General features: G+C 72.0%; 21 protein-coding genes. 8 read left to right on the top strand and 13 right to left on the bottom strand.

Annotation, left to right across the window (positions count from 1 at the left end; genetic code table 11):
• Positions 1-23 precede the first annotated feature (23 nt).
• Complete coding sequence (gene sigJ, locus ACFVGS_RS31840) at positions 24-995, top strand: RNA polymerase sigma factor SigJ (RefSeq protein WP_384420464.1); 972 nt, start codon at positions 24-26, stop codon at positions 993-995.
• A gap of 102 nt (positions 996-1,097) precedes the next feature.
• Positions 1,098-1,673 (top strand): DUF4291 domain-containing protein, encoded by a 576-nt coding sequence (locus ACFVGS_RS31835; RefSeq protein ID WP_385695377.1) that lies wholly within the window; start codon positions 1,098-1,100, stop codon positions 1,671-1,673.
• On the opposite strand, the gene ACFVGS_RS31830 is transcribed toward ACFVGS_RS31835, so the two are convergent.
• From ACFVGS_RS31830 to ACFVGS_RS31820, 3 genes are all read right to left on the bottom strand, one after another.
• Positions 1,670-2,200 (bottom strand): GNAT family N-acetyltransferase, encoded by a 531-nt coding sequence (locus ACFVGS_RS31830; protein ID WP_385695375.1) that lies wholly within the window; start codon positions 2,198-2,200, stop codon positions 1,670-1,672. The two genes, ACFVGS_RS31835 and ACFVGS_RS31830, sit on opposite strands and share 4 nt — an antisense overlap.
• A gap of 18 nt (positions 2,201-2,218) precedes the next feature.
• Complete coding sequence (locus ACFVGS_RS31825) at positions 2,219-2,911, bottom strand: DUF4232 domain-containing protein (protein ID WP_385695373.1); 693 nt, start codon at positions 2,909-2,911, stop codon at positions 2,219-2,221.
• Positions 2,912-3,060: 149 nt separating this feature from the next.
• Positions 3,061-3,498, bottom strand: a complete 438-nt coding sequence (locus ACFVGS_RS31820; protein WP_385695371.1) for an ATP-binding protein — start codon at positions 3,496-3,498, stop codon at positions 3,061-3,063.
• A 129-nt stretch (positions 3,499-3,627) separates the two neighbouring features.
• On the opposite strand from ACFVGS_RS31820, the gene ACFVGS_RS31815 reads away from it, so the two are divergent.
• Genes ACFVGS_RS31815 through ACFVGS_RS31805 form a run of 3 tightly spaced genes read left to right on the top strand, consistent with a single transcriptional unit; the run spans position 3,628 to position 5,473 of the window.
• The gene (locus tag ACFVGS_RS31815) at positions 3,628-4,455 is read left to right on the top strand and encodes a helix-turn-helix domain-containing protein (protein ID WP_385695368.1); all 828 of its coding nucleotides are present in this window, start codon (positions 3,628-3,630) and stop codon (positions 4,453-4,455) included.
• Positions 4,452-4,697 (top strand): DUF397 domain-containing protein, encoded by a 246-nt coding sequence (locus ACFVGS_RS31810; protein WP_385695365.1) that lies wholly within the window; start codon positions 4,452-4,454, stop codon positions 4,695-4,697. The genes ACFVGS_RS31815 and ACFVGS_RS31810 overlap by 4 nt, the downstream gene beginning before the upstream one ends.
• Positions 4,697-5,473, top strand: a complete 777-nt coding sequence (locus ACFVGS_RS31805) for an SDR family NAD(P)-dependent oxidoreductase (protein ID WP_384420478.1) — start codon at positions 4,697-4,699, stop codon at positions 5,471-5,473. The genes ACFVGS_RS31810 and ACFVGS_RS31805 overlap by 1 nt, the downstream gene beginning before the upstream one ends.
• Before the next feature lie 70 nt (positions 5,474-5,543).
• Here ACFVGS_RS31805 and ACFVGS_RS31800 read toward each other — a convergent pair whose 3' ends face one another.
• From ACFVGS_RS31800 to katG, 6 genes are all read right to left on the bottom strand, one after another.
• The gene (locus ACFVGS_RS31800; RefSeq protein WP_385695362.1) at positions 5,544-5,819 is read right to left on the bottom strand and encodes a hypothetical protein; all 276 of its coding nucleotides are present in this window, start codon (positions 5,817-5,819) and stop codon (positions 5,544-5,546) included.
• Between the two features lie 18 nt (positions 5,820-5,837).
• Positions 5,838-6,602 (bottom strand): hyaluronoglucosaminidase, encoded by a 765-nt coding sequence (locus ACFVGS_RS31795; protein WP_384420481.1) that lies wholly within the window; start codon positions 6,600-6,602, stop codon positions 5,838-5,840.
• 56 nt (positions 6,603-6,658) lie between these two features.
• Positions 6,659-7,687, bottom strand: coding sequence for a TolB family protein (locus ACFVGS_RS31790; protein ID WP_384420483.1), 1,029 nt, complete (start codon positions 7,685-7,687; stop codon positions 6,659-6,661).
• Entirely contained in the window at positions 7,684-8,949 is a 1,266-nt protein-coding gene (locus ACFVGS_RS31785) for an MFS transporter (RefSeq protein WP_384420485.1), read from the bottom strand. Before ACFVGS_RS31785 ends, ACFVGS_RS31790 begins: the two co-directional genes overlap by 4 nt.
• 108 nt (positions 8,950-9,057) lie before the next feature.
• Entirely contained in the window at positions 9,058-10,470 is a 1,413-nt protein-coding gene (locus ACFVGS_RS31780; protein WP_385695359.1) for a DNRLRE domain-containing protein, read from the bottom strand.
• 250 nt (positions 10,471-10,720) lie between these two features.
• The gene (katG, locus tag ACFVGS_RS31775; RefSeq protein ID WP_384420490.1) at positions 10,721-12,955 is read right to left on the bottom strand and encodes a catalase/peroxidase HPI; all 2,235 of its coding nucleotides are present in this window, start codon (positions 12,953-12,955) and stop codon (positions 10,721-10,723) included.
• Positions 12,956-13,097: 142 nt separating this feature from the next.
• On the opposite strand from katG, the gene ACFVGS_RS31770 reads away from it, so the two are divergent.
• Positions 13,098-13,535 carry a Fur family transcriptional regulator gene (locus ACFVGS_RS31770; RefSeq protein ID WP_384420492.1) on the top strand — a complete coding sequence of 146 codons (438 nt, stop codon included), beginning with the start codon at positions 13,098-13,100 and terminating at the stop codon, positions 13,533-13,535.
• A 90-nt stretch (positions 13,536-13,625) separates the two neighbouring features.
• Here the strand turns inward: ACFVGS_RS31770 and msrB are convergent, their stop codons facing one another.
• The 4 genes from msrB to ACFVGS_RS31750 form a co-directional block, all read right to left on the bottom strand.
• A complete protein-coding gene (gene msrB / locus ACFVGS_RS31765) occupies positions 13,626-14,033 on the bottom strand; it encodes a peptide-methionine (R)-S-oxide reductase MsrB (RefSeq protein WP_384421924.1) in 408 nt (135 codons plus the stop codon).
• 10 nt (positions 14,034-14,043) lie between these two features.
• Positions 14,044-15,435, bottom strand: a complete 1,392-nt coding sequence (gene murC, locus ACFVGS_RS31760) for a UDP-N-acetylmuramate--L-alanine ligase (protein WP_385695355.1) — start codon at positions 15,433-15,435, stop codon at positions 14,044-14,046.
• Between the two features lie 151 nt (positions 15,436-15,586).
• Positions 15,587-16,057 (bottom strand): indole-3-glycerol phosphate synthase, encoded by a 471-nt coding sequence (locus tag ACFVGS_RS31755; protein WP_384421928.1) that lies wholly within the window; start codon positions 16,055-16,057, stop codon positions 15,587-15,589.
• Positions 16,058-16,163: 106 nt separating this feature from the next.
• Positions 16,164-16,994, bottom strand: a complete 831-nt coding sequence (locus ACFVGS_RS31750; protein ID WP_384421930.1) for a pyrimidine reductase family protein — start codon at positions 16,992-16,994, stop codon at positions 16,164-16,166.
• Between the two features lie 51 nt (positions 16,995-17,045).
• Between ACFVGS_RS31750 and zapE the strand changes: the two genes are divergently transcribed.
• Both zapE and ACFVGS_RS31740 read left to right on the top strand, forming a co-directional pair.
• Positions 17,046-18,122: a cell division protein ZapE gene (zapE, locus tag ACFVGS_RS31745; RefSeq protein ID WP_384421932.1), complete on the top strand. Its 1,077-nt coding sequence runs from the start codon at positions 17,046-17,048 to the stop codon at positions 18,120-18,122.
• Positions 18,123-18,156: 34 nt separating this feature from the next.
• Positions 18,157-18,585 carry an OsmC family protein gene (locus ACFVGS_RS31740; protein ID WP_384421934.1) on the top strand — a complete coding sequence of 143 codons (429 nt, stop codon included), beginning with the start codon at positions 18,157-18,159 and terminating at the stop codon, positions 18,583-18,585.
• The last annotated feature ends 150 nt before the right edge of the window (positions 18,586-18,735 follow it).

The raw sequence follows: 18,735 nt of genomic DNA, 5'->3' as shown, positions 1-18,735 counted from the left end.
GCCCCGAGATGAGGAAAAAAGTGGTGGAGACGAAGCACGACACGGCCGTGGCGGCGGCCGCCGGCTACCGGCCGCTGTTGTTCTCCCTCGCCTACGGCATGACCGGCTCGGTCGGCGACGCCGAGGACATCGTCCAGGACGCCTTCCTCGGCATGACCCGCGCCCACAACGCCGGCACGGCCATCGCCGCGCCCAAGGCGTATCTGACGACGGCCGTGACCCGCCTCGGCATCAACCACCTCGGCTCGGCCCGCGTCCGCCGCGAGACGTACGTGGGCGACTGGCTGCCCGAGCCGGTCGTGGTGCCCGCCGACGGGACGGCCGGCGGCCAGGGACCGGCCGAGCACGCCGAGTTGGCCGACTCGCTCTCCCTGGCCTTCCTCGTGCTCCTCGAAGCGCTCTCGCCCGTCGAACGGGCGGTGTTCGTGCTGCGCGAGGTCTTCGGCCACGACTACGCGGACATCGCCCGCATCACCGACAAGTCCGAGGCGAACTGCCGCCAGATCTTCGCCCGCGCCCGCCGACGCATCCCCGCCGACGCCGAGGCCCGCGCCCGGGCCGGAGAGGGCGCGGCACTCCCCCGCGAGCGAAGGGCCGAGGGCGCCGAACTGGCCCGCCGCTTCTTCACCGCCGCCCAGGGCGGCGACCTGGACGCGCTGCTCGGCATGCTCGCCCCCGACGTCGTCTTCCACGGCGACGGCGGGGGCAAGGCTCAGGCCATCAGCCGTTCGGTGCGCGAGGCCGAGCAGGCCGCCCGGCTGCTGCTCGGCGGCTTCCGCCGCATCCGCTCGCTCGGCGCGAGTCTCCGGCCCGCGTGGATCAACGGCAACCCCGGTGCGGTCCTCCACGACACCGAGGACCGTGTGCTCAGCGTCATCGAACTCCACGTCGTGGACGGCGAGATCCGGACGATCCACTCCCTCACCAACCCCGACAAGCTGGCGCACCTGGGCCCGGTCTCCGACCAGGGCCTGCTGCCGGGCCACAGGGCCTGAGCCGTGGCCGCCTGCCGGCGCGTGCGAACCGGCCTCCCGCCGGGGGCGGGTAAGACGAAATCCGCTCGCCGCGCCGGCGGACCGGGTGGCAGGGTGCGGCGCATGACGCCGCAGTATCAGATCCGTGCCGACTACGACGCTCACACGATCGTGGTCTATCAGGCGTACGCGCCTGCCATCGCCGACGCGGCACTGCGGGCGGGCCGCTTCGTCACGCCGTTCTCGTTCGGCCGGATGACGTGGATCAAGCCGTCGTTCATGTGGCTGATGCACCGCAGCAACTGGGCCCGCAAACCGGGCCAGGAACGTGTTCTCGCGGTGCGGATCACCCGGGAGGGCTGGGAGGAGGCCCTGTCCCGGGCCGTGCTGACGACCGCCGACCCGGCGGCGCTGGCCCAGGCGGCCGTACACGTCCAGTGGGACCCGGAGCGCTCGCCGCGCGGAGCGGCACTGAACCACTACAGCGTCCAGGTCGGCATCGGCCGCCACCTGATCCGCACGTTCACCGACGACTGGATCGTCGGTCTCACCGACCTGACCCCTCAGGTCCGCAAAGCCTCGGCACTGATGCAGACCGGGCACCTCGCCAAGGCCCAGCGGCTGTTTCCCACGGAGCGCGCCTACCCGCTGCCGCAGTCACTGCAGAACGTCGTTTCCCCGGGCAGACACCTGGCCTAGGACCACACCCCGAACCACTGGTCGGCGCCGTACTCCTCGAACCTGTCCGCCTCCGCGAACCCCAGCTTCGCCGCGAGCCGCATCGCCCGGTCGTTGGCGAGCCGGGTGGTCAGCACCACGGGCTCGCCGGGCCGCGCGGCGGCGAACCAGTCGAGCACCGCCGCGCACGCCTCGGCGGCGTAGCCGCGTCCCCACGCCTCCGGCAGGAACATGTAGCCGAGTTCGGCCTCGCCGCCGTCCGGCCGGACGTGCCCCGGACGCCCGGCGTCTCGCCGGTCGAGCGTGATCATGCCGATCATCGCTCCGTCGAGTTCGGCCACGAAGAGCCCGGGGCGTCGCCCGGGCACCTCGGGCATCGCGCGTTCGAGCTCGTCGCGCGGCCGCGCGCCACCGACGTGGGCACCCACCTCCGGTGAGGCGAACAGCGCGACGAACGCCGCGCGGTCGCGGGCCTCGGACTCGCGGAGCACGAGCCGTCCGGTCTTCAGCGGAGCAGGGGGCCAGACGTCCGGGCCGAGTTCGGTCATGGCGGGCAAGCTGTCCCGTCACCTGGACATGATGAAGTCGAGGGCCGCGCCCTCCGCGGTCGTCCAGTACGTGACGAGCTGGCCGTCGTCCGCGTACAGCTTCGCGACGGGCATCGGCACGTCGATCGGCTTGCTCGCCTTGGTGCCGGGCTTGCGGCCCTGGAGGGTGAGCGTGATGCTCCGCGCCTCGTACTCGTCCCGCTTGCCGCCGGCGACGAGGAAAGCGGCGTACGCCTCCTCGCCGGGTGCGATCGTGACGGGCCTGCCCGGGTCCGGGTCGCTGTCCTTGATGACCGGAGCCGTGGCCTGGGCGTCCGCGCCGACCAGGACGTACGGGAAGTTCCAGAGGTTGCACTTCTTGTCGCCGGCGTTCTGGACCGTGATCAGGAGGTGCCGGGACTCCTTGCTGTCCGCGGGCTCCTTCACGGCGGAGACCCCGAGGTCGGCGGCCGTGCAGTCGGCGACGGTGTCCGGCTTCGACGACGCCGTCGCGCCCGGCTTGGACGAGGGCGTGGCGCTCGGCGCGTTCGACTCGGACGGCGCCCCGGACGGCGTCGCGGACGGCGAGCCCGTCGTCGGCACCGACGTCGGCGCCGTCGTGGGCTTGCCCTCGCCCGCTCCCTCGTCGCCGCTCGGCCCGCACGCCGTGGACGTGAGCAGCGCGCCGACCACCGCGGCGCCCGCCATGTAGGACTTCCAGCCAGTGTTCATGAATGTTTCCCCCGTCAACTCTTGCCTCGAGCAGAGTGTGCACCGGGAACTCCCCTGGAATTCCTGCCGTACGGAGCTGTTACGGAGCAAATACAGGGAACGGTCGATTCCGGCCGCCGACGCGCGACGGCCGCCCTCGTGCGGGGCTCCTAGAGGTCGATCTCCGCCCGGACCGTCTTGCCCACGGGCAGGCGGTCCACGACGTCCCAGCGGCTCGCGAGCGCGTTCACCAGGAGCAGTCCGCGACCGGTGCCGGAGAGCGGGGCGGTGGGCGGTACGAGGGCGGGGCGGCGTTCGGTACGGGTGTCGGCGACGTCGATGCGGAGGCGGACGCCCGGCTCGTACGCGAGCGTCAGCTCGAAGTCCCGGCCTGGCACGCGGCCGTGGGTGACGGCATTCGCGGCGAGCTCGGCGACGATCTGCGCGACCGTGTCGGCGAGCTCGCTGCCGTACGGCGCGAGGCCCCAGCGTTCGAGCTGGTGCAGGGCGAGCCGGCGGGCCAGGCGCGCGCCGCGCGGCGTCGAGCTGAAGCGCTGGGTGAACACACGTACGGTGACTGACACTTGAGGGGCCTGAGGGGGAGTCATGGGGCCAATGTGGCGGCCCCGAGGGCCGGTTCCCAGGTCAGAAACTCGTACGCTCCGTAAGCGTACGAGCTCGGAGGGTGGACAGTACTCGTCACCGCCCGTGACCATGCGGGGTGGGAGGTGTGCGTGATGACATCGGACGACAACACGGAACCGGAGACCTCGGACAGCCTGAAGGCGTTCGGGGAAGTGCTCAAGGCGTTCCGCAGGCGGGCGCGGCTCACCCAGGAGGAGTTCGCACCGGCGGTGGGGTACTCGGTGGAGACGATCTCCTCCGTCGAGCAGGGCCGGCGGTTCCCGTCGCCGAAGCTGGTGGAGAGGTCGGAGGAGGTCCTGGACGCGTTCGGGGCCATCAAGGGCGCGTCAAAGCATCTGTCGCGGGAGCCGGGCCTGGCGAACTGGTTCCGGCGATGGGCGGCGCTGGAGAAGAACGCGCTGTGCCTCTACACGTACGAGAACCGGCTGGTCCCCGGTCTGCTCCAGATCGAGCCGTACGCGCGGACGCTCTTCGAGGAGCAACTGCCGCCGATGGGCGACGCGGAGATCGAGGAGAACCTGGTCGCCCGCATGAAGCGGCAGAAACTGCTCACCGAGCGGCCCAACACGTCGTACAGCTTCATCATCGAGGAGCACGTGCTGCGGAAGGGGACGGGCGGGCCGGAGGTTCACCGGGCGCAGATCGAGCACATTCTGCGGATGTCGGAGCGGCGCAACATCGAGATCCAGGTGATGGAGCAGAGGCGGGGGCATCACGCGGGTCTCGACGGGCCCATGCGGTTACTTGAGACTCCCGAGAACCGCTGGTACGGCTACGCCGAGGGACAGGAAAGCGGCGTGCTCATCTCCGACGCCAAAGTCGTCGGCATCCTCAAGATGCGGTATGCCAGGATGCGGTCACAGGCTCTTACCCTGGAAGACTCCCAGAGCCTGTTGCGGCAGATGCGAGGAGCTACATGAGCACCACAGACCTGGCCTGGTTCAAGAGCAGCTACAGCGGCGGTTCCGGCGACGACTGTGTCGAAGTCGCCCTCTCCTGGCACAAGTCGACCTACAGCAGCGGCGACGGCGACGACTGCGTCGAAGTCGCCGCCTGCCCCACCACCGTCCACGTCCGCGACTCCAAGCGGCCCGAGGACGCCCGGCTCGCGCTCGCTCCGGCCGCCTGGCGTGCGTTCGTCAGCGGTTGCGAGCAGCTGTAATGGCCTACCTGGACGACCTGTTCTCCCTCTCCGGGCGCAACGCCCTCGTCACCGGTGGCAGTTCGGGGATCGGCAAGGCCATCGCCCGTGCGCTCGCCCGGGCCGGTGCGTCCGTCGTCGTCGTCGCGCGGCGCGAGGCGGAGTTGAAGGAGACGGTCGACGAGCTGACCGGGCTCGGTGCCACGGCGGCCTGGGTGAGCGGGGACCTCTCCACCCGGGACGGCGTACGGGCGGCCGCCGAGGGAGCCGTTCGGGCGCTCGGCGGCGCCGAGCCGGACATCCTCGTCAACTCGGCCGGGATCAACCTGCGTCCGCCGCTCTCCGAGCTCACGGACGACGTGTGGGACCGGACCATGGCGGTGAACCTGGAGGCGCCGTTCCTGCTCGGGCAGCGCTTCGGGCCGGGGATGGCCGAGCGCGGCTTCGGGCGGATCATCCACGTGACCTCCCAGCAGGCGCACCGCGCGTTCGTGCAGTCCGGGGCGTACGGGGTGTCGAAGGGCGGCCTGGAGTCGCTGGCGCGTTCGCAGGCCGAGGCCTGGTCGCCGTACGGCGTGACCGTGAACACCCTCGTGCCCGGCTTCGTGATGACGCCGCTCAACGAGCGGCTGTCCTCCGATGCCGCCAGGGTCGCCGAGCTGGCCGCCCGCACGATGGTCGGGCGGAACGGGCTCGCCGAGGACTTCGAGGGCGCGGCCGTCTTCCTGGCGAGCCGCGCCTCGGCGTACGTCACGGGGCAGGCGGTCTTCGTGGACGGCGGCCTTTCCGTCCACTGACAACCCCGAAGGCCGTCCACTGACAGCCCCGAAGGCCGTCCAGTGACGGCCCCCGCGGGAGCCGGTGGTGCTACTGCCCCGGCTCCCCCGGCCCCGCCCCGCCCGAGAACCACTGCTCGCCCGCCGCGTCCGCGGCCTCGTGGGCGGCGTCCTGGGCGGGCGTCGCCTCGACCGGCATCTCCTGGGGCGGGACGGCCTGCGGGGGCACGCCCGCCGGCACGGCGAGCCGGGCCTTGAGGGCGGAGTTCTCGGCCTCCAGGTTCGCTATGCGCTTGCGGGCGAAGTAGAGCTCGACGACCGCGTCCTGGAACTCGGCGATCAATTCGTCCGGGGTGAGCTGCACCATCTGTGCGGTTTTCCTCTCCTATGCGGGGGCGATACGGGTGGGGGTTCCGGCGCCGCCGCGCCACCACAGTTCGCCGTTCACGGCGTACAGGGTGCCACCCCCGGCCGCGGAGACCGTCTCGGTGGGTGGGGTGGCGGTGTTGCCGATCTCGACGGTGCCGTCGACGAGGAGGCCGGGCTTCGCGGTGCGCTGCACGATGTGGACCTGGCCGCGCGGGGTGGCGCCGCGGTCGATGCCGATGCCGATGAGGCCGGTGCCCTTCACCGTGAGGTCTTCCAGGCCCGCGTTGTTGCGCAGGACGAGCAGGGCGCCGGAGGTCGGGCCCTGCGTCGCGGTGAGGTAGATGCCCTGGGAGGCGGTTCCCTTGGTCTGGAGGTCGATGGAGAGCGCGGAGGCGCCGGTGTCGGAGCCGTCGGCCTGGCCGACGTGGGCGATCTTGAGGGTGCCGCGGCTGGTGCGCTCCTTGCCCCTCAGGTACATCGCGGAGCTCTCGGTGTTGTCCGAGATGACGTTGAGGGCGGAGCCGCCGCCGGTCGCGGCCTCCAGGTAGACGGTCGCCGCGTGGTCGACGGTGTTCGTCGACTTCACGTACAGGCCCTCGCCGGTCGTCGACGCGTGGAACCGGGGCGCCGTCACCTGCCCCTGGGCGACCACCGGGCCCGGGAACGTCGTCGTCTCCCCCGCCGCCTCGGCCGCCTCGGCCGCGGGCGAGGTCGCCCCGACGGCCACGGTCACGGCCCCGGCGGTGAAGCCGCCCATGAACAGTCTCCTGCTGACGCCCATGCGTCGCCCCTCCCCTGTCGACGGGACGATCGGCTGATCGTTTCCCGGGGCGTCATTCAAGCAGGGGGCAGCACCGACGGGGAGTTGGCCCCCGGGACCAGCATCCGCGGGCGGCCGGTGCCGTCCGCGGCGACGGTCCAGACGTCGTTGGTGCCGTCGCCGCGCTGGAGGGCGTACGCCACGGTGCGGTCGTCCAGCCAGGCCGCCTGGTCGTCGACGTTCCGGGTCTCGGACAGTTCCGTGCGGCGGAGGGTGGCCAGGTCCAGGACGGCGAGCCGCCAGCCCTTGGCGGGGTCGGCGCCGACGGCCTGCTTGAACGCGATCCGCCTGCCGTCGGGCGACAGCGAGGGGCACTCGACGTTGTCCGCGAGCGTCCGCAGGGTCCCGGCGGCGAAGTCGCCCTCCACCAGGGAGCGGACGCCGGCGCTGGACACGGTCGCGTAGAAGCGGTTGTCGTCGGCGGCGAAGGTGACGCCCCAGACGTTGATGTCCGCGGCCCGGTAGCGGCGGCCCTGCTTGTAGACGGCGAACTCCTCCAGGGAGGTGACGAGTCGGCCGGTGCGCGTGTCGAGGATGCCGGTCCGGGTCGAGAAGCCGCCGCCGGCGTACGAGTCGCCGCCCACGAACAGGGTCCAGGCGATCATGCGGCCGTCGGCCGAGACCCGGGTCCGGTTGGGCAGGCCGGTGAGCGGGACGGTGCGCCGGGTGCGCCGGTTCTCGTCGAGGACGAGGAGGCGGGGGCCGCTGAGCGCGCCGGTGGGCGTCAGGCAGGCGGTGGTGCCGCCCGCCGTGTAGGCGCGGTCGCAGCGCTGCTCGGTGACGGTGCGCGGACCGGTGGGATCGGCCAGGGACAGGGTGGAGAGCAGGCCGTTGCTCAGCACGCGCAGGCGCGGCCCCGCGGCGGGCTTCCGGCCGGCTCCGTCGGCGGGGCCCGCCGGGTCGGCGGCGACCGTCGGCGCTCCGGTCTCGCCGGAGGCGGCGCGGGCCCGTACGACGGCGGTCGTCGCCAGGGCGGCGAGCAGGACGGCGGCGATCACGGTGACGAGGATCTTGGTGCGCGGGGAGGTGTCGTGCGAACCGTTCACGAGGACGTACCGGTTCCTTCCTTGTCGAGGCCGAGCAGGAGCACCGTCGTCACGGCCGCCGCCACCGCGACGCCGGCCGCGACCAGGACCGCCGTCCCGGAGCCCCAGATCTGCCAGGCGACGCCGAACAGGGCGGAGGAGCCGAGGTAGGCGAGGGCCTGGCCGCTCTGGACGAGGGCGATGCCGGTGGTGCGGAGCCGTTCCGGCAGGACGGGGCCCGCGAGGGCCAGGAGGACGCCTTCGGTGGCGGCGTAGAAGAAGCCGTAGAGGCCGAGGACGGCGACCAGCAGGCCCGTCCCGTGCAGCGGGCCGTCGAGGAGCAGGTAGACGAGGACCAGGGCCGCGTAGCCGCCGAGCATGACGGGCACGCGGCCGATCCGGTCGGCCAGGGCGCCCAGCGGCGCGGCCAGGATCAGGTAGGCGAGGCTGGTGCCGACGGCGAGCAGCGGGAACCAGCCGACGGACAGGTCCTCGCGCCGCTGGAGCAGCAGGTAGACGAAGCCGTCGCCGATGGTGGCGAAGCCCAGGAGGCAGGCGGCGCCCACGAGTCGGCGTACGGGCGCGGTCCGCAGCAGGCCGCCGACGGCCTTGGCCGAGACGCTGCCGGCGGGTGGCCGTGGGCCCCGGTGGTCGCGGACGAAGAGGAGGAGGATCACGACGCCGAGTGCCGCGACGGAGAAGCTGGTGACGAAGACGGCGTCGAAGGACTGCCCGGCGAGCGCGAGCACGGCGAGCGCGGCCAGCGGGCCGGCGAAGGCGCCGACGCTGTCCATGGCGCGGTGCACGCCGAAGGCCCGGCCGAGGGCGTGGGCGGGCGCCGACAGGGTGATCAGGGCGTCGCGGGGCGCGGTGCGCAGGCCCTTGCCGGCCCGGTCGGCGGCGAGGACCAGGGCGATCGGGGTGGCGGAGCCGCCGGCCGCTGGCAGGGCGAGCTTGCAGAGCGCCGAGAGGCCGTAGCCGACGGCGGCGACCGCCTTGCGCCGGCTGATCCGGTCGGCGACGTATCCGCCGACGATCCGGAGCAGGGCCGTGGCGCCGGTGTGGAGGCCGTCGAGGACGCCGTACGCGGCCGGGGACAGGCTCAGGCCGACGACGAGGTAGAGCGGGAGGACGGCGGTGACCATCTCCGCGGAGACGTCGGTGACGAGGCTGACGGTGCCGAGGGCGAGGACGTTGCCGCCCACCGCCTTCCACCGGCCCCGGCGGCCCGGCCCGGCGGGGCCGGCCGGGGAGGCCTGCCTGCCGATGGTGGAGAGATACACGGGGAACGACCTCCGGACGGGGGCGCCGGGACGCCGCCCCGGCCGCGTGGTGAGGCGGCGGGGCGGCGTCCTGGCGGAAAGGCCTGGCGGAAAGGGGATGGCGGTGGCTCAGTGGCAGGTGCCGGTGCCGCTGTCGTTGTACGTCTTGCCCGACTGCGGGACGAACTGCCAGTCGTAGCTGCCCGCGTGGAGGGTGAGCTTCAGGACGCCGAAGGTGTCGTTGTTGCGGGCCTCGCTGTTCGGCTGGATGGTGCCGAAGCCGTAGAGGCTCGCGCCGCCCATGCCGGCGACGAACTGGCGCAGGCCGCGGGCGGTGTCGAGCTGTCCGCTGGGGTTCTGCGGGGCGAAGCGCTCGTACTGGTGGTTGTGGCCGGTGAGGATGACCTCGGCGTTGTTGTCGTACAGGGCCTGCACCAGCGGCCCGGTGGAGCTGTCGGGGCCGTGGGCGGAGCTGGACGTCCAGCGCGGGCGGTGCCAGTAGGCGAGGGTGCAGGACTTGCCGCTGGCGGCGAGGTCGGCGCGCAGCCACTGCTCCTGGGCCGAGCCTGCGGCCATGCTGATCTCGGAGTTGAGCGCGACGACGTGCCACGCGCCGAGGTCGTACGAGTAGTAGCCCTTGCCGGCGGTGCCGGCGTTGGCGCCGAAGTAGCTGTAGTAGGCCGAGGCGCCCGAGGTGACGTAGTCGTGGTTGCCCGGGGCCGGCCTGGTGCGGGCCTTGTGGCGGCCCCAGGTCGGCTCGTAGTACGTGCTGAAGTCGGAGGCGCTGCCGTTCGGGTAGGCGTTGTCGCCGATGGTGAACACGGTGCCGGGGATGCCGTCGAGCAGGGTGGCGGTGGCGCTGTCGCCGGAGCCGGAGGTGGCGATGTCGCCGGCGCCGACGAGGACCGGGTCGCCGGTCGGCGGCGGCGTGGTGGTGGTCGGGGTGGGCGTCGGTGTGGGCTCGCCGCCGGTCTCCAGGACGAGCTGCGGCCCGGTGGCGCCGGTCTCGCGGGAGTCGTAGTCGGCGCCGTTGCTGCTGGTGGACGTGACGCCGATGCTGAACGTGCCGTTGCCCTTGACGTACGAGGTCACGTCGACCTCGTACCAGGCGTTGCGGGCGACCGAGCCGAGCGAGCCGAGGACGGCCCCGTCGATGGCCGGTTTGTTGTTGTACGTGACGGACGTCTCGGACCAGCTGGTGTTCGACATGGCCCGGAAGGTGCCGCCGCTGCTGCTCTCCGCGCCGGACACGTCGTCGGTGTGGAGGCGCAGCGTCGCCCGGGTCACGGCCTGGGTGACGCCGGAGACGTCGAACTTCAGCAGCGTCTGCTTGACGGGGCTGTTGTCGACGCCGAGCTGCTGCGAGGCGCCGTAGTTGGTGGAGGCCAGGCTGCTGTCGACGTGGGTGTCGGCGGTGGCCGTGAACGTGGTGCTCGCGGCCGCGGCCGTGGGTGCCACGTCGGTCAGTGCCGTGGCGACCACGGCGGCCGAGGTGAGCACGCCGAGCAGGGCCACCGTGGTGGTGGCCTGACGAGTGGGCATGAGATCCCCTTCTCATGAGGGACGAGGGCGCCACGCAAGGTAAGGGTGCCGGGGTGCCGTCGCGTGTTGCCCCGACGTGGTGGGGGTTGCGTGCCGGTGAACGTCTGGCCATGAGCACATCAAGACGATTCCGGCCACCGCATCCTGACGACCCGTCATGCCTCCCGGAAGGCGAAAACGCGCCAGCCCCCCGGCGGAATACCGCCGGGGGGCTGGCAGAGGGCAGCGAGAGCCGGTCAGCTCGGGCGCATCAGCGCAGGTCGAACCGGTCCAGGTCCATGACCTTGGCCCAGGCCGAGACGAAGTCCGACACGAACTTCTCCTTCGCGTCGTCCGAGGCGTACACCTCGGCGACGGCGCGCAGCTCGGAGTTCGAGCCGAAGACCAGGTCGGCGCGGGTGCCGGTCCACTTGACCGCGCCGGTGGCCAGGTCGCGGCCCTCGAACGTGGTCTGATCCTCGGAGGTGGACTTCCAGGCGGTGCCGAGGTCGAGCAGGTTGACGAAGAAGTCGTTCGTCAGCTTGCCCGGGGTCTCGGTGAACACGCCCAGCGAGGTCTGCGGCTGGGTCACGCCCAGGGCGCGCAGACCGCCGACGAGGACCGTGGTCTCGGGCGCGGAGAGGGTGAGCAGGTTCGCCTTGTCGATCAGCAGGTACTCGGCGGGGAGGCGGTGGCCCTTGCCCAGGTAGTTGCGGAAGCCGTCGGCGGTGGGCTCCAGGGCGGCGAAGGACTCGACGTCCGTCTGCTCGGCGGAGGCGTCCACACGGCCGGCCGAGAACGGCACCTCGACGTCGAAGCCGGCGTCCTTGGCCGCCTTCTCGACGGCCGCGCTGCCCGCGAGGACGACGAGGTCGGCGAGGGAGACCTGCTTGCCGTCGGTGCGGCCCGCGTTGAAGGACTCCTGCACGCCCTCCAGGACGCGCAGCACCTGGGCGAGCTCGTCCGGGTTGTTGACCTCCCAGTTGCGCTGCGGCTCCAGGCGGATGCGGCCGCCGTTGGCGCCACCGCGCTTGTCGCTGCCGCGGAAGGAGGAGGCGGCGGCCCAGGCGGCGGAGACCAGCTGGGTGACGGTGAGGTCCGAGCCGAGGATCTGCTCCTTGAGGGAGGCGATGTCCGCGGCGTCCACGAGCTCGTACGTGCGGGCCGGCAGCGGGTCCTGCCAGATGAGCTCCTCGGAGGGGACCTCGGGGCCCAGGTAGCGCACGACCGGACCGAGGTCACGGTGCGTCAGCTTGAACCAGGCGCGGGCGAAGGCGTCCGCGAACTGGTCGGGGTTCTCGTAGAAGCGGCGCGAGATCTGCTCGTAGACCGGGTCGAAGCGCAGCGACAGGTCGGTGGTGAGCATCGTCGGACGGTGCTTCTTCGACGCGTCGTGGGCGTCGGGGATGATCTCCTCGGAGTCCTTGGCGACCCACTGGTGGGCGCCGGCCGGGCTCTTGGTGAGCTCGTAGTCGTACTCGAAGAGGTGCTTGAAGAAGTCGTGGCTCCACGCCGCCGGCGTGGTGGTCCAGGTGACCTCGAGGCCGGAGGTGATCGCGTCGGCGCCCTTGCCGGTGCCGTACGAGTTCTTCCAGCCGAGGCCCTGCTGCTCCAGCGGGGCGGCCTCGGGGTCGGCGCCGACGTTGTCCGCCGGGCCGGCGCCGTGCGCCTTGCCGAAGGTGTGGCCGCCGGCGATGAGGGCGACGGTCTCCTCGTCGTTCATCGCCATGCGGCGGAAGGTCTCGCGGATGTCGCGGGCCGCGGCGACCGGGTCCGGGTTGCCGTTGGGGCCCTCCGGGTTGACGTAGATGAGACCCATCTGCACGGCGCCGAGCGGGCTCTCCAGCTCGCGGTCGCCGGTGTAGCGCTCGTCGCCGAGCCAGGTGGTCTCGGGGCCCCAGTAGACGTCCTCGTCGGGCTCCCACACGTCGGCGCGGCCGCCGGCGAAGCCGAAGGTCTTGAAGCCCATGGTCTCCAGGGCGACGTTGCCGGTGAGGATCATGAGGTCGGCCCAGGAGATGTTCTGGCCGTACTTCTTCTTGACCGGCCACAGCAGACGGCGGGCCTTGTCGAGGTTGCCGTTGTCCGGCCAGCTGTTCAGCGGGGCGAAGCGCTGCTGGCCGGCGCCGGCGCCGCCGCGGCCGTCGCTGATGCGGTACGTGCCGGCGCTGTGCCAGGCCATACGGATCATAAGCGGGCCGTAGTTGCCGAAGTCGGCGGGCCACCAGTCCTGCGAGGTGGTGAGCACCTCGGCGATGTCGCGCTTCACGGCCGCCAGGTCGAGGGCCTTGAAGGCCTCGGCGTAGTCGAACTCCTCGCCGAGCGGGTTCGCCACGGCGGGGTTCTTGGCGAGGATCTTCAGGTTGAGGCGCTCCGGCCACCACTGGCGGTTGCCGCCGCCCTGCGTCGGGTGCGCGGCGCGGCCGTGCGCGACCGGGCAGCCGCCCTTGCCTTCCGCCGCCGCCTCGTCCTCGGTGACCAGGGGATCGTGCTTCTGCTCAGACATCGGTGTTTCCTTCCGCGCCCTCTTGGCTACTACTGGAGTCGATCCTATGGTGGACTCAGTCCAAGTCAATACGACAGCCGGACTCGTACGGAATACCGCACGGAGTACTCGAAGGCTTACTCGCACAGCAAGGCTGGTGACCATGAGCGATCTGCTGGAACGGCTGCGCCGACGCGGCTGGCGGATGACCGCGCAGCGGCGGGTGGTCGCCGAGGTGCTCGACGGCGAGCACATCCACCTCACGGCGGACGAGGTGCTGGCCCGGGCCACCGCGCGGCTGCCGGAGATCTCGCGGGCGACGGTCTACAACACGCTGGGCGAGCTGGTCTCGCTCGGCGAGGTGATCGAGGTCTCCAGCGTGGGCCGCGCCAAGCGCTACGACCCGAACGCGCACCGGGACCACCAGCACCTGGTCTGCGCGGGCTGCGGCACGGTCCGCGACGTCCACCCGGAGGGCGACCCGCTGGCGGGCCTGCCGGAGGAGGAACGCTTCGGCTTCACGGTGACGGAGGTGGAGGTCACGTACCGGGGGCTGTGTCCGGTGTGCGGCGCGGCGGAGGCGGTGGCCGGAAACGACTGAGCCGGACGCGGCGGTGGAGACCGTGGCCGGAAACGTCCGAGCCGACCGGCGCGCCAGGCGCCGGTCGGCTCGGGTGGTGGAGCGGGAGGCTCAGCTCTCGTCCGGCTCCAGCCGCAGCGAGATCGAGTTGATGCAGTACCGCTGGTCGGTCGGGGTCGGGTAGCCCTCTCCCTCGAAGACATGTCCGAGGTGGGAACCGCAGCGTGCGCAGCGGACCTCGGTGCGGATCATGCCGTGGGAGGTGTCGGCGACCAGCTCGACGGCGGAGCTGTCCTTCGGGTCGTAGAAGGACGGCCAGCCGCAGTGCGACTCGAACTTCTCGCGGGACGTGAAGAGCTCGGCGCCGCACGCCCGGCAGGAGTAGACGCCCTTGGTCTTCGTGTCCGTGTACTCACCGCGGAAGGCGGGCTCGGTGCCGGCCAGCCGGAGCACCTGGTACTCCGACGGGGTCAGCTCGGCCTGCCATTCCTCGTCGGTCTTCTCGACCTCGTACGCCATCGCTCGCTCCTCAGCTCGACAGGCGGGCCAGGATCTCCGGACCCAGGTCCGTGACGTCGCCCGCGCCCATGGTGAGAACGAGATCGCCGGGCTTCGCCATTCCCGCGATCACGTCCGCCACCTCGGCCTTGTCGTGGACGGCGGTGACGTCGGCGCCGGCCGCACGGGCGGCCTCGATGATCAGCTCGCTGGTGACGCCCGGGATCGGGTCCTCGCGGGCCGGGTAGATGTCCAGGACCACGGAGCCGTCGGCGAGTGTCAGGGCCTCGCCCATCTCGCGGCCGAGCTCCTGGGTGCGGGAGAACAGGTGCGGCTGGAAGACGACCAGCAGGCGCGAGGCCCCGGCGGCGCCGCGCATGGCCTCCAGGTCGGCCGTCATCTCGGTCGGGTGGTGCGCGTACGAGTCGATGACCTGCACGCCCGCGGCCTCGCCCTTGAGCTGGAGGCGGCGGCCGACGCCGGTGTACGCGGTGAGGGCCTGGGCCAGCTCGGCCGGGTCGACGCCCGCGCGGGCACCGGCGGCGAGCGCGGCGGCGGCGTTGTGCGCGTAGTGGCGGCCGGGCACGGAGACGGTGAAGACGTGCTCGACGCCGTCCATCACCACGGCGACCTCGCTGGTCATGCCCTTCGGCGTGATCCGGCGGATCCACACGTCGGCGGCCTCGTCCTCGCCGACGGTCAGCACGAGCAGGTCCTTGTTCCCGGAGACCCGCCCGGCCAGCTCGCGGGCGCCCGCGTGCTCGCCGACGACGAGGGTGCCGCCGGGGCGGATCTTGGCGGCGAAGGCCTCGAAGGACTCGTAGATCTCGTCCATGGAGGCGTAGTTGGCGTGGTGGTCCAGCTCGACGTTGAGGACGATCGCCACGGCCGGGTCGTACTTCTGGAAGCTGCGGTCGCTCTCGTCGGCCTCGGCGACGAAGATCGCGCCCTCTCCGTGCCGGGCGTTGGTGCCAGGGCCCGCGAGGTCGCCGCCGATGGCGTACGAGGGGTCGAGGCCGAGCTCGCCGAGCGCGACGGCCAGCATCGAGGTGGTCGTGGTCTTGCCGTGCGTGCCGGCGACCGCGACGGCACGCAGGCCGTCCATGAGCGAGGCGAGCGCGTCGGAGCGGTGCACGACCGGGATGCCCAGCTCGGCGGCGCGGGCCAGCTCGGGGTTGTCGGCGCGGATGGCGCTGGAGACGACGACGGCGGACGCGTCGTCGGCGAGGTGCTCGGCGGCGTGGCCGATGTGGACGGTGACGCCGAGGGCGCGCAGGGACTCGGCGGTCGCCGACTCCTTGGCGTCGCTGCCGGCGACCTTGGCGCCGCGCTGGGCGAGGATCTTCGCGATGCCCGACATTCCGGCACCGCCGATGCCGATGAAGTGCGGCCGTTCCATGGCGGCAGGGATGGCGGGTGCCATGCGGTTCTCTCCCCTGGTACGTGACGGTGGTGAGGCTCCAGCCTAGTGGTTCGGTCCGGCCGGACCGGGCACGGCGCCCGGGCCGGCCGGACCGTGGCGGGTCACGCGCCGCGGGTCGCCCGCGGCGTCGCCCGAGGCGACACTCGCGGCGTCACTCGCTGTGAGCGAAGAGCTTCAGGACGGGCACGCCGACCTTGTGCCGGGCCCGGGAGGCCCAGTCCCGGTGGAAGAACTCCTCCACGTAGTGCGGCGCGGTCAGCACGATCACCTCGTCGGCGTCGGACTCCTCGACCACGGTCTTCATCCTGTCCAGCGGATGGTCCTCGACCACGTGTCCGACGGCCTCGCAGCCGGCGTTTCTCAGTGCCTGCAGGGAGACGTCCAGGGCCTGCTCGGCGAGCGGCCTGGCCTCCTTGCCCTCGGGCTCGTCACCCTCGTGGGCCGCTTCCTTCAGCTCACCCATGGCGACGTCGTCGATGGCACGCAGCAGTACGTCCGCCTGGTCACCACGCGGCTGCATCAACACGATGAACGCGACCCGCTCGTCACCGTGCAGGGTGGTGACGAAGTCCACGTCGACGGACGTGAGGGGCTTCTCGATCATCAGAACGCTTGTGAACACCTCAGGAGCCCTTCTGCGGAAACCATCCTTCCCCGTGGCCCCACGGGGACTGCGAGAGTAAGTGTGCCCAGCGGACGCTAAGCGGAACGACAAATTCCGCCGATTGTCAGATCCGACGGTAGCGGGTGAAGAGGAAGCCGTCCTGCTCCAGCACCGACGCCACGGCGAAGCGCTTCGGAACCTCCACCGAGGGCCCTCCGGCGATCCGCTGCGCGGTGCCCGCCGTCATGGTCGGAGACACCGTCAGACACAGCTCGTCGAGCACGCCCGCGGCCACGAACTGGCCGAGGAGACGGGGCCCGCCCTCGGTCAGCAGGCGCCGCATTCCCCGCTCGGCGAGGGCCGCCACCGCGCGCTCCGGCTCCACGCCCGGCCCGTCGCCCGCGATCACCACCTCCGCGCCCGCCCGCTCGGCCTCCGCCCGGCGCTCCGGGGAGGACGCGGCGCCGGTGAGGACCAGGGTCGGCACCGGCGCCTCGGTGAAGAGCGGAAGCGAGAAGTCCAGGTCCAGCGAGGCGGTCACGACCGCCATGGCGGGAGCCGGGGTCTGCCCCGCCGCCGCCCGGCGGGCCGCGAAGACCTCCCGCTCCCGGGCCGGGCTGTAGTCCTCCAGCCGTACCGTCTCGGCGCCGACGACGACCACGTCCGCGAGCGCCCGCAGGGTCCCGAAGATCCGCATGTCGGTCTCCGAGGACAGCGGCTGGGAGTGACCGCCGTGCTGGCCGGCCCCGTCGAGCGAGGAGACCATGTTGGCCCGCAGCCAGGGCCCGGACTCCGCCTCGGGCGGGTAGGCGTAGGCGTCCGCCAGCTCGTCGAGGGACCACTTACGGTCCGAGGTGTCCATGGTCGGGTCCGGGTCCGCGTCCGGGTCCGTGCCCGCCGCGCCGCGGGCACGGTGGAGGGCTGTCATGTCCGTCACAGGGAACAGGCGTCGCATCCCGGCAGTCTGACACGGCGCTTACAGTGGATAACTGTGTCGACCCGTGCCATGACCCAAGCGGCTTCCACCGGAGCCGCCCCGCTCTCGCTCTGCTCCCGAGAGCCCCACGTCCCCGCCGACCGTCTGGTGGCGGAGATGGTGCCGCCCCCGCGGTTCGACTCCGTGCGCTTCGACACGTACATACCGGACCCGAACCAGCCCAGCCAGATCGACGCCGTCAAGGTGCTCGGCGGCTTCGCCGAGACCCTGGGCGGCGCCCACGCCACCGGCGCGGGCAAGCGCCGCTGGTTCTCCAAGGCCCCCAAGAAGACGGTGCCGGCGGGCCCGCGCGGCGTCTACCTCGACGGCGGCTACGGCGTCGGCAAGACCCACCTCCTCGCCTCCCTCTGGCACGCCACCCCGGCCGAGCCCGCGCTCAAGGCCTTCGGCACCTTCGTGGAGCTGACGAACCTGGTGGGCGCCCTCGGCTTCCAGCAGACCGTGCAGACCCTCAGCGGACACCGGCTCCTCTGCATCGACGAGTTCGAGCTGGACGACCCGGGCGACACCGTCCTCGTGTCCTCGCTGCTCAGCCGCCTGGTCGAGAACGGCGTGGCGCTCGCCGCCACCTCCAACACGCTGCCCGGCAAGCTCGGCGAGGGCCGGTTCGCCGCCGCCGACTTCCTCCGCGAGATCCAGGGCCTGTCGGCACACTTCCGGCCGCTGCGCATCGACGGCGAGGACTACCGCCACCGCGGCCTGCCGGAGGCCCCGGCCCCGTACGACGACGAGACCGTCGCCAAGACGGCGTACGCGACGCCCGGCGCCTCCCTCGACGACTTCCCGCACCTGCTCGAACACCTGGCCAGGGTTCACCCGAGCCGGTACGGCGCGCTGACCGACGACCTGACCGCGGTCTGCCTGACCGACGTCCGGCCGGTCCCCGACCAGTCGACGGCGCTGCGGCTCGTCGTGCTCGCCGACCGCCTCTACGACCGCGAGATACCCGTGCTCGCCTCCGGCCTGCCCTTCGACAAGCTGTTCAGCGACGAGATGCTGAACGGCGGGTACAAGAAGAAGTACTTCCGGGCGATCTCCCGGCTCACCGCCCTGGCGCGGGACGCGAAGGGACTCGTGGAGCAGTAGCTTGGGGGCCATACCCGATCGAAAGGGATGCACCATGGCCGCTACGCGTACCGCCCACAACGTCTGGCAGGGCGACCTGCTCAAGGGATCCGGCGTCGTGTCGCTCGACTCCTCCGGCATCGGCTCGTACCCGGTCTCCTGGCCGGCCCGCACCGAGGAGCCGAACGGCGTGACCAGCCCCGAGGAGCTGATCGCCGCCGCGCACTCGTCCTGCTACAACATGGCGTTCTCGAACATCCTCGCCAAGAACGACACCCCGCCGACCCGTCTTGAGACCAAGGCCGAGGTCACCTTCGTGCCCGGCAAGGGCATCACGGGCAGCCACCTCACCGTGCGCGGCGAGGTGCCCGGGGTGGACGCCCAGCAGTTCCAGGCGCTCGCCGAGGACGCCAAGAAGAACTGCCCGGTGAGCCAGGCGCTGACGGGCACGACGATCACGCTGACGGCCGAGCTGGCTTCCTGAGCCGCTTCCCCGTCCCGGGGTCCTCCCGCTCCACCGGTTCCACCAGCTCCACCGGCTCCTCCCGCTTCTCCTGAGGCAACGTGGACCCGCATGGTTCACGCGTCACCACCGTGCGTGATACACACATGCGGGTCACACGTCACACCACAC

The organism is Streptomyces sp. NPDC127114 (assembly GCF_042677525.1).
GTDB lineage: Bacteria > Actinomycetota > Actinomycetes > Streptomycetales > Streptomycetaceae > Streptomyces.
The sequence above is the reverse complement of the archived record's forward strand: the minus strand, read 5'-3'. Positions and strand labels throughout refer to the sequence as shown.

Coding starts and splice junctions, on each gene's coding strand:
- ACFVGS_RS31795 (WP_384420481.1), bottom strand. CDS start 6,602: ATGGGCGTCAGCAGGAGACTGTTCATGGGCGGCTTCACCGCCGGGGCC.
- murC (WP_385695355.1), bottom strand. CDS start 15,435: ATGGCACCCGCCATCCCTGCCGCCATGGAACGGCCGCACTTCATCGGC.
- ACFVGS_RS31750 (WP_384421930.1), bottom strand. CDS start 16,994: ATGCGACGCCTGTTCCCTGTGACGGACATGACAGCCCTCCACCGTGCC.
- ACFVGS_RS31740 (WP_384421934.1), top strand. CDS start 18,157: ATGGCCGCTACGCGTACCGCCCACAACGTCTGGCAGGGCGACCTGCTC.
- ACFVGS_RS31815 (WP_385695368.1), top strand. CDS start 3,628: ATGACATCGGACGACAACACGGAACCGGAGACCTCGGACAGCCTGAAG.
- msrB (WP_384421924.1), bottom strand. CDS start 14,033: ATGGCGTACGAGGTCGAGAAGACCGACGAGGAATGGCAGGCCGAGCTG.
- ACFVGS_RS31780 (WP_385695359.1), bottom strand. CDS start 10,470: ATGCCCACTCGTCAGGCCACCACCACGGTGGCCCTGCTCGGCGTGCTC.
- ACFVGS_RS31830 (WP_385695375.1), bottom strand. CDS start 2,200: ATGACCGAACTCGGCCCGGACGTCTGGCCCCCTGCTCCGCTGAAGACC.
- ACFVGS_RS31810 (WP_385695365.1), top strand. CDS start 4,452: ATGAGCACCACAGACCTGGCCTGGTTCAAGAGCAGCTACAGCGGCGGT.
- ACFVGS_RS31820 (WP_385695371.1), bottom strand. CDS start 3,498: ATGACTCCCCCTCAGGCCCCTCAAGTGTCAGTCACCGTACGTGTGTTC.
- zapE (WP_384421932.1), top strand. CDS start 17,046: ATGACCCAAGCGGCTTCCACCGGAGCCGCCCCGCTCTCGCTCTGCTCC.
- ACFVGS_RS31800 (WP_385695362.1), bottom strand. CDS start 5,819: ATGGTGCAGCTCACCCCGGACGAATTGATCGCCGAGTTCCAGGACGCG.
- ACFVGS_RS31805 (WP_384420478.1), top strand. CDS start 4,697: ATGGCCTACCTGGACGACCTGTTCTCCCTCTCCGGGCGCAACGCCCTC.
- ACFVGS_RS31770 (WP_384420492.1), top strand. CDS start 13,098: ATGAGCGATCTGCTGGAACGGCTGCGCCGACGCGGCTGGCGGATGACC.
- ACFVGS_RS31825 (WP_385695373.1), bottom strand. CDS start 2,911: ATGAACACTGGCTGGAAGTCCTACATGGCGGGCGCCGCGGTGGTCGGC.
- katG (WP_384420490.1), bottom strand. CDS start 12,955: ATGTCTGAGCAGAAGCACGATCCCCTGGTCACCGAGGACGAGGCGGCG.
- ACFVGS_RS31835 (WP_385695377.1), top strand. CDS start 1,098: ATGACGCCGCAGTATCAGATCCGTGCCGACTACGACGCTCACACGATC.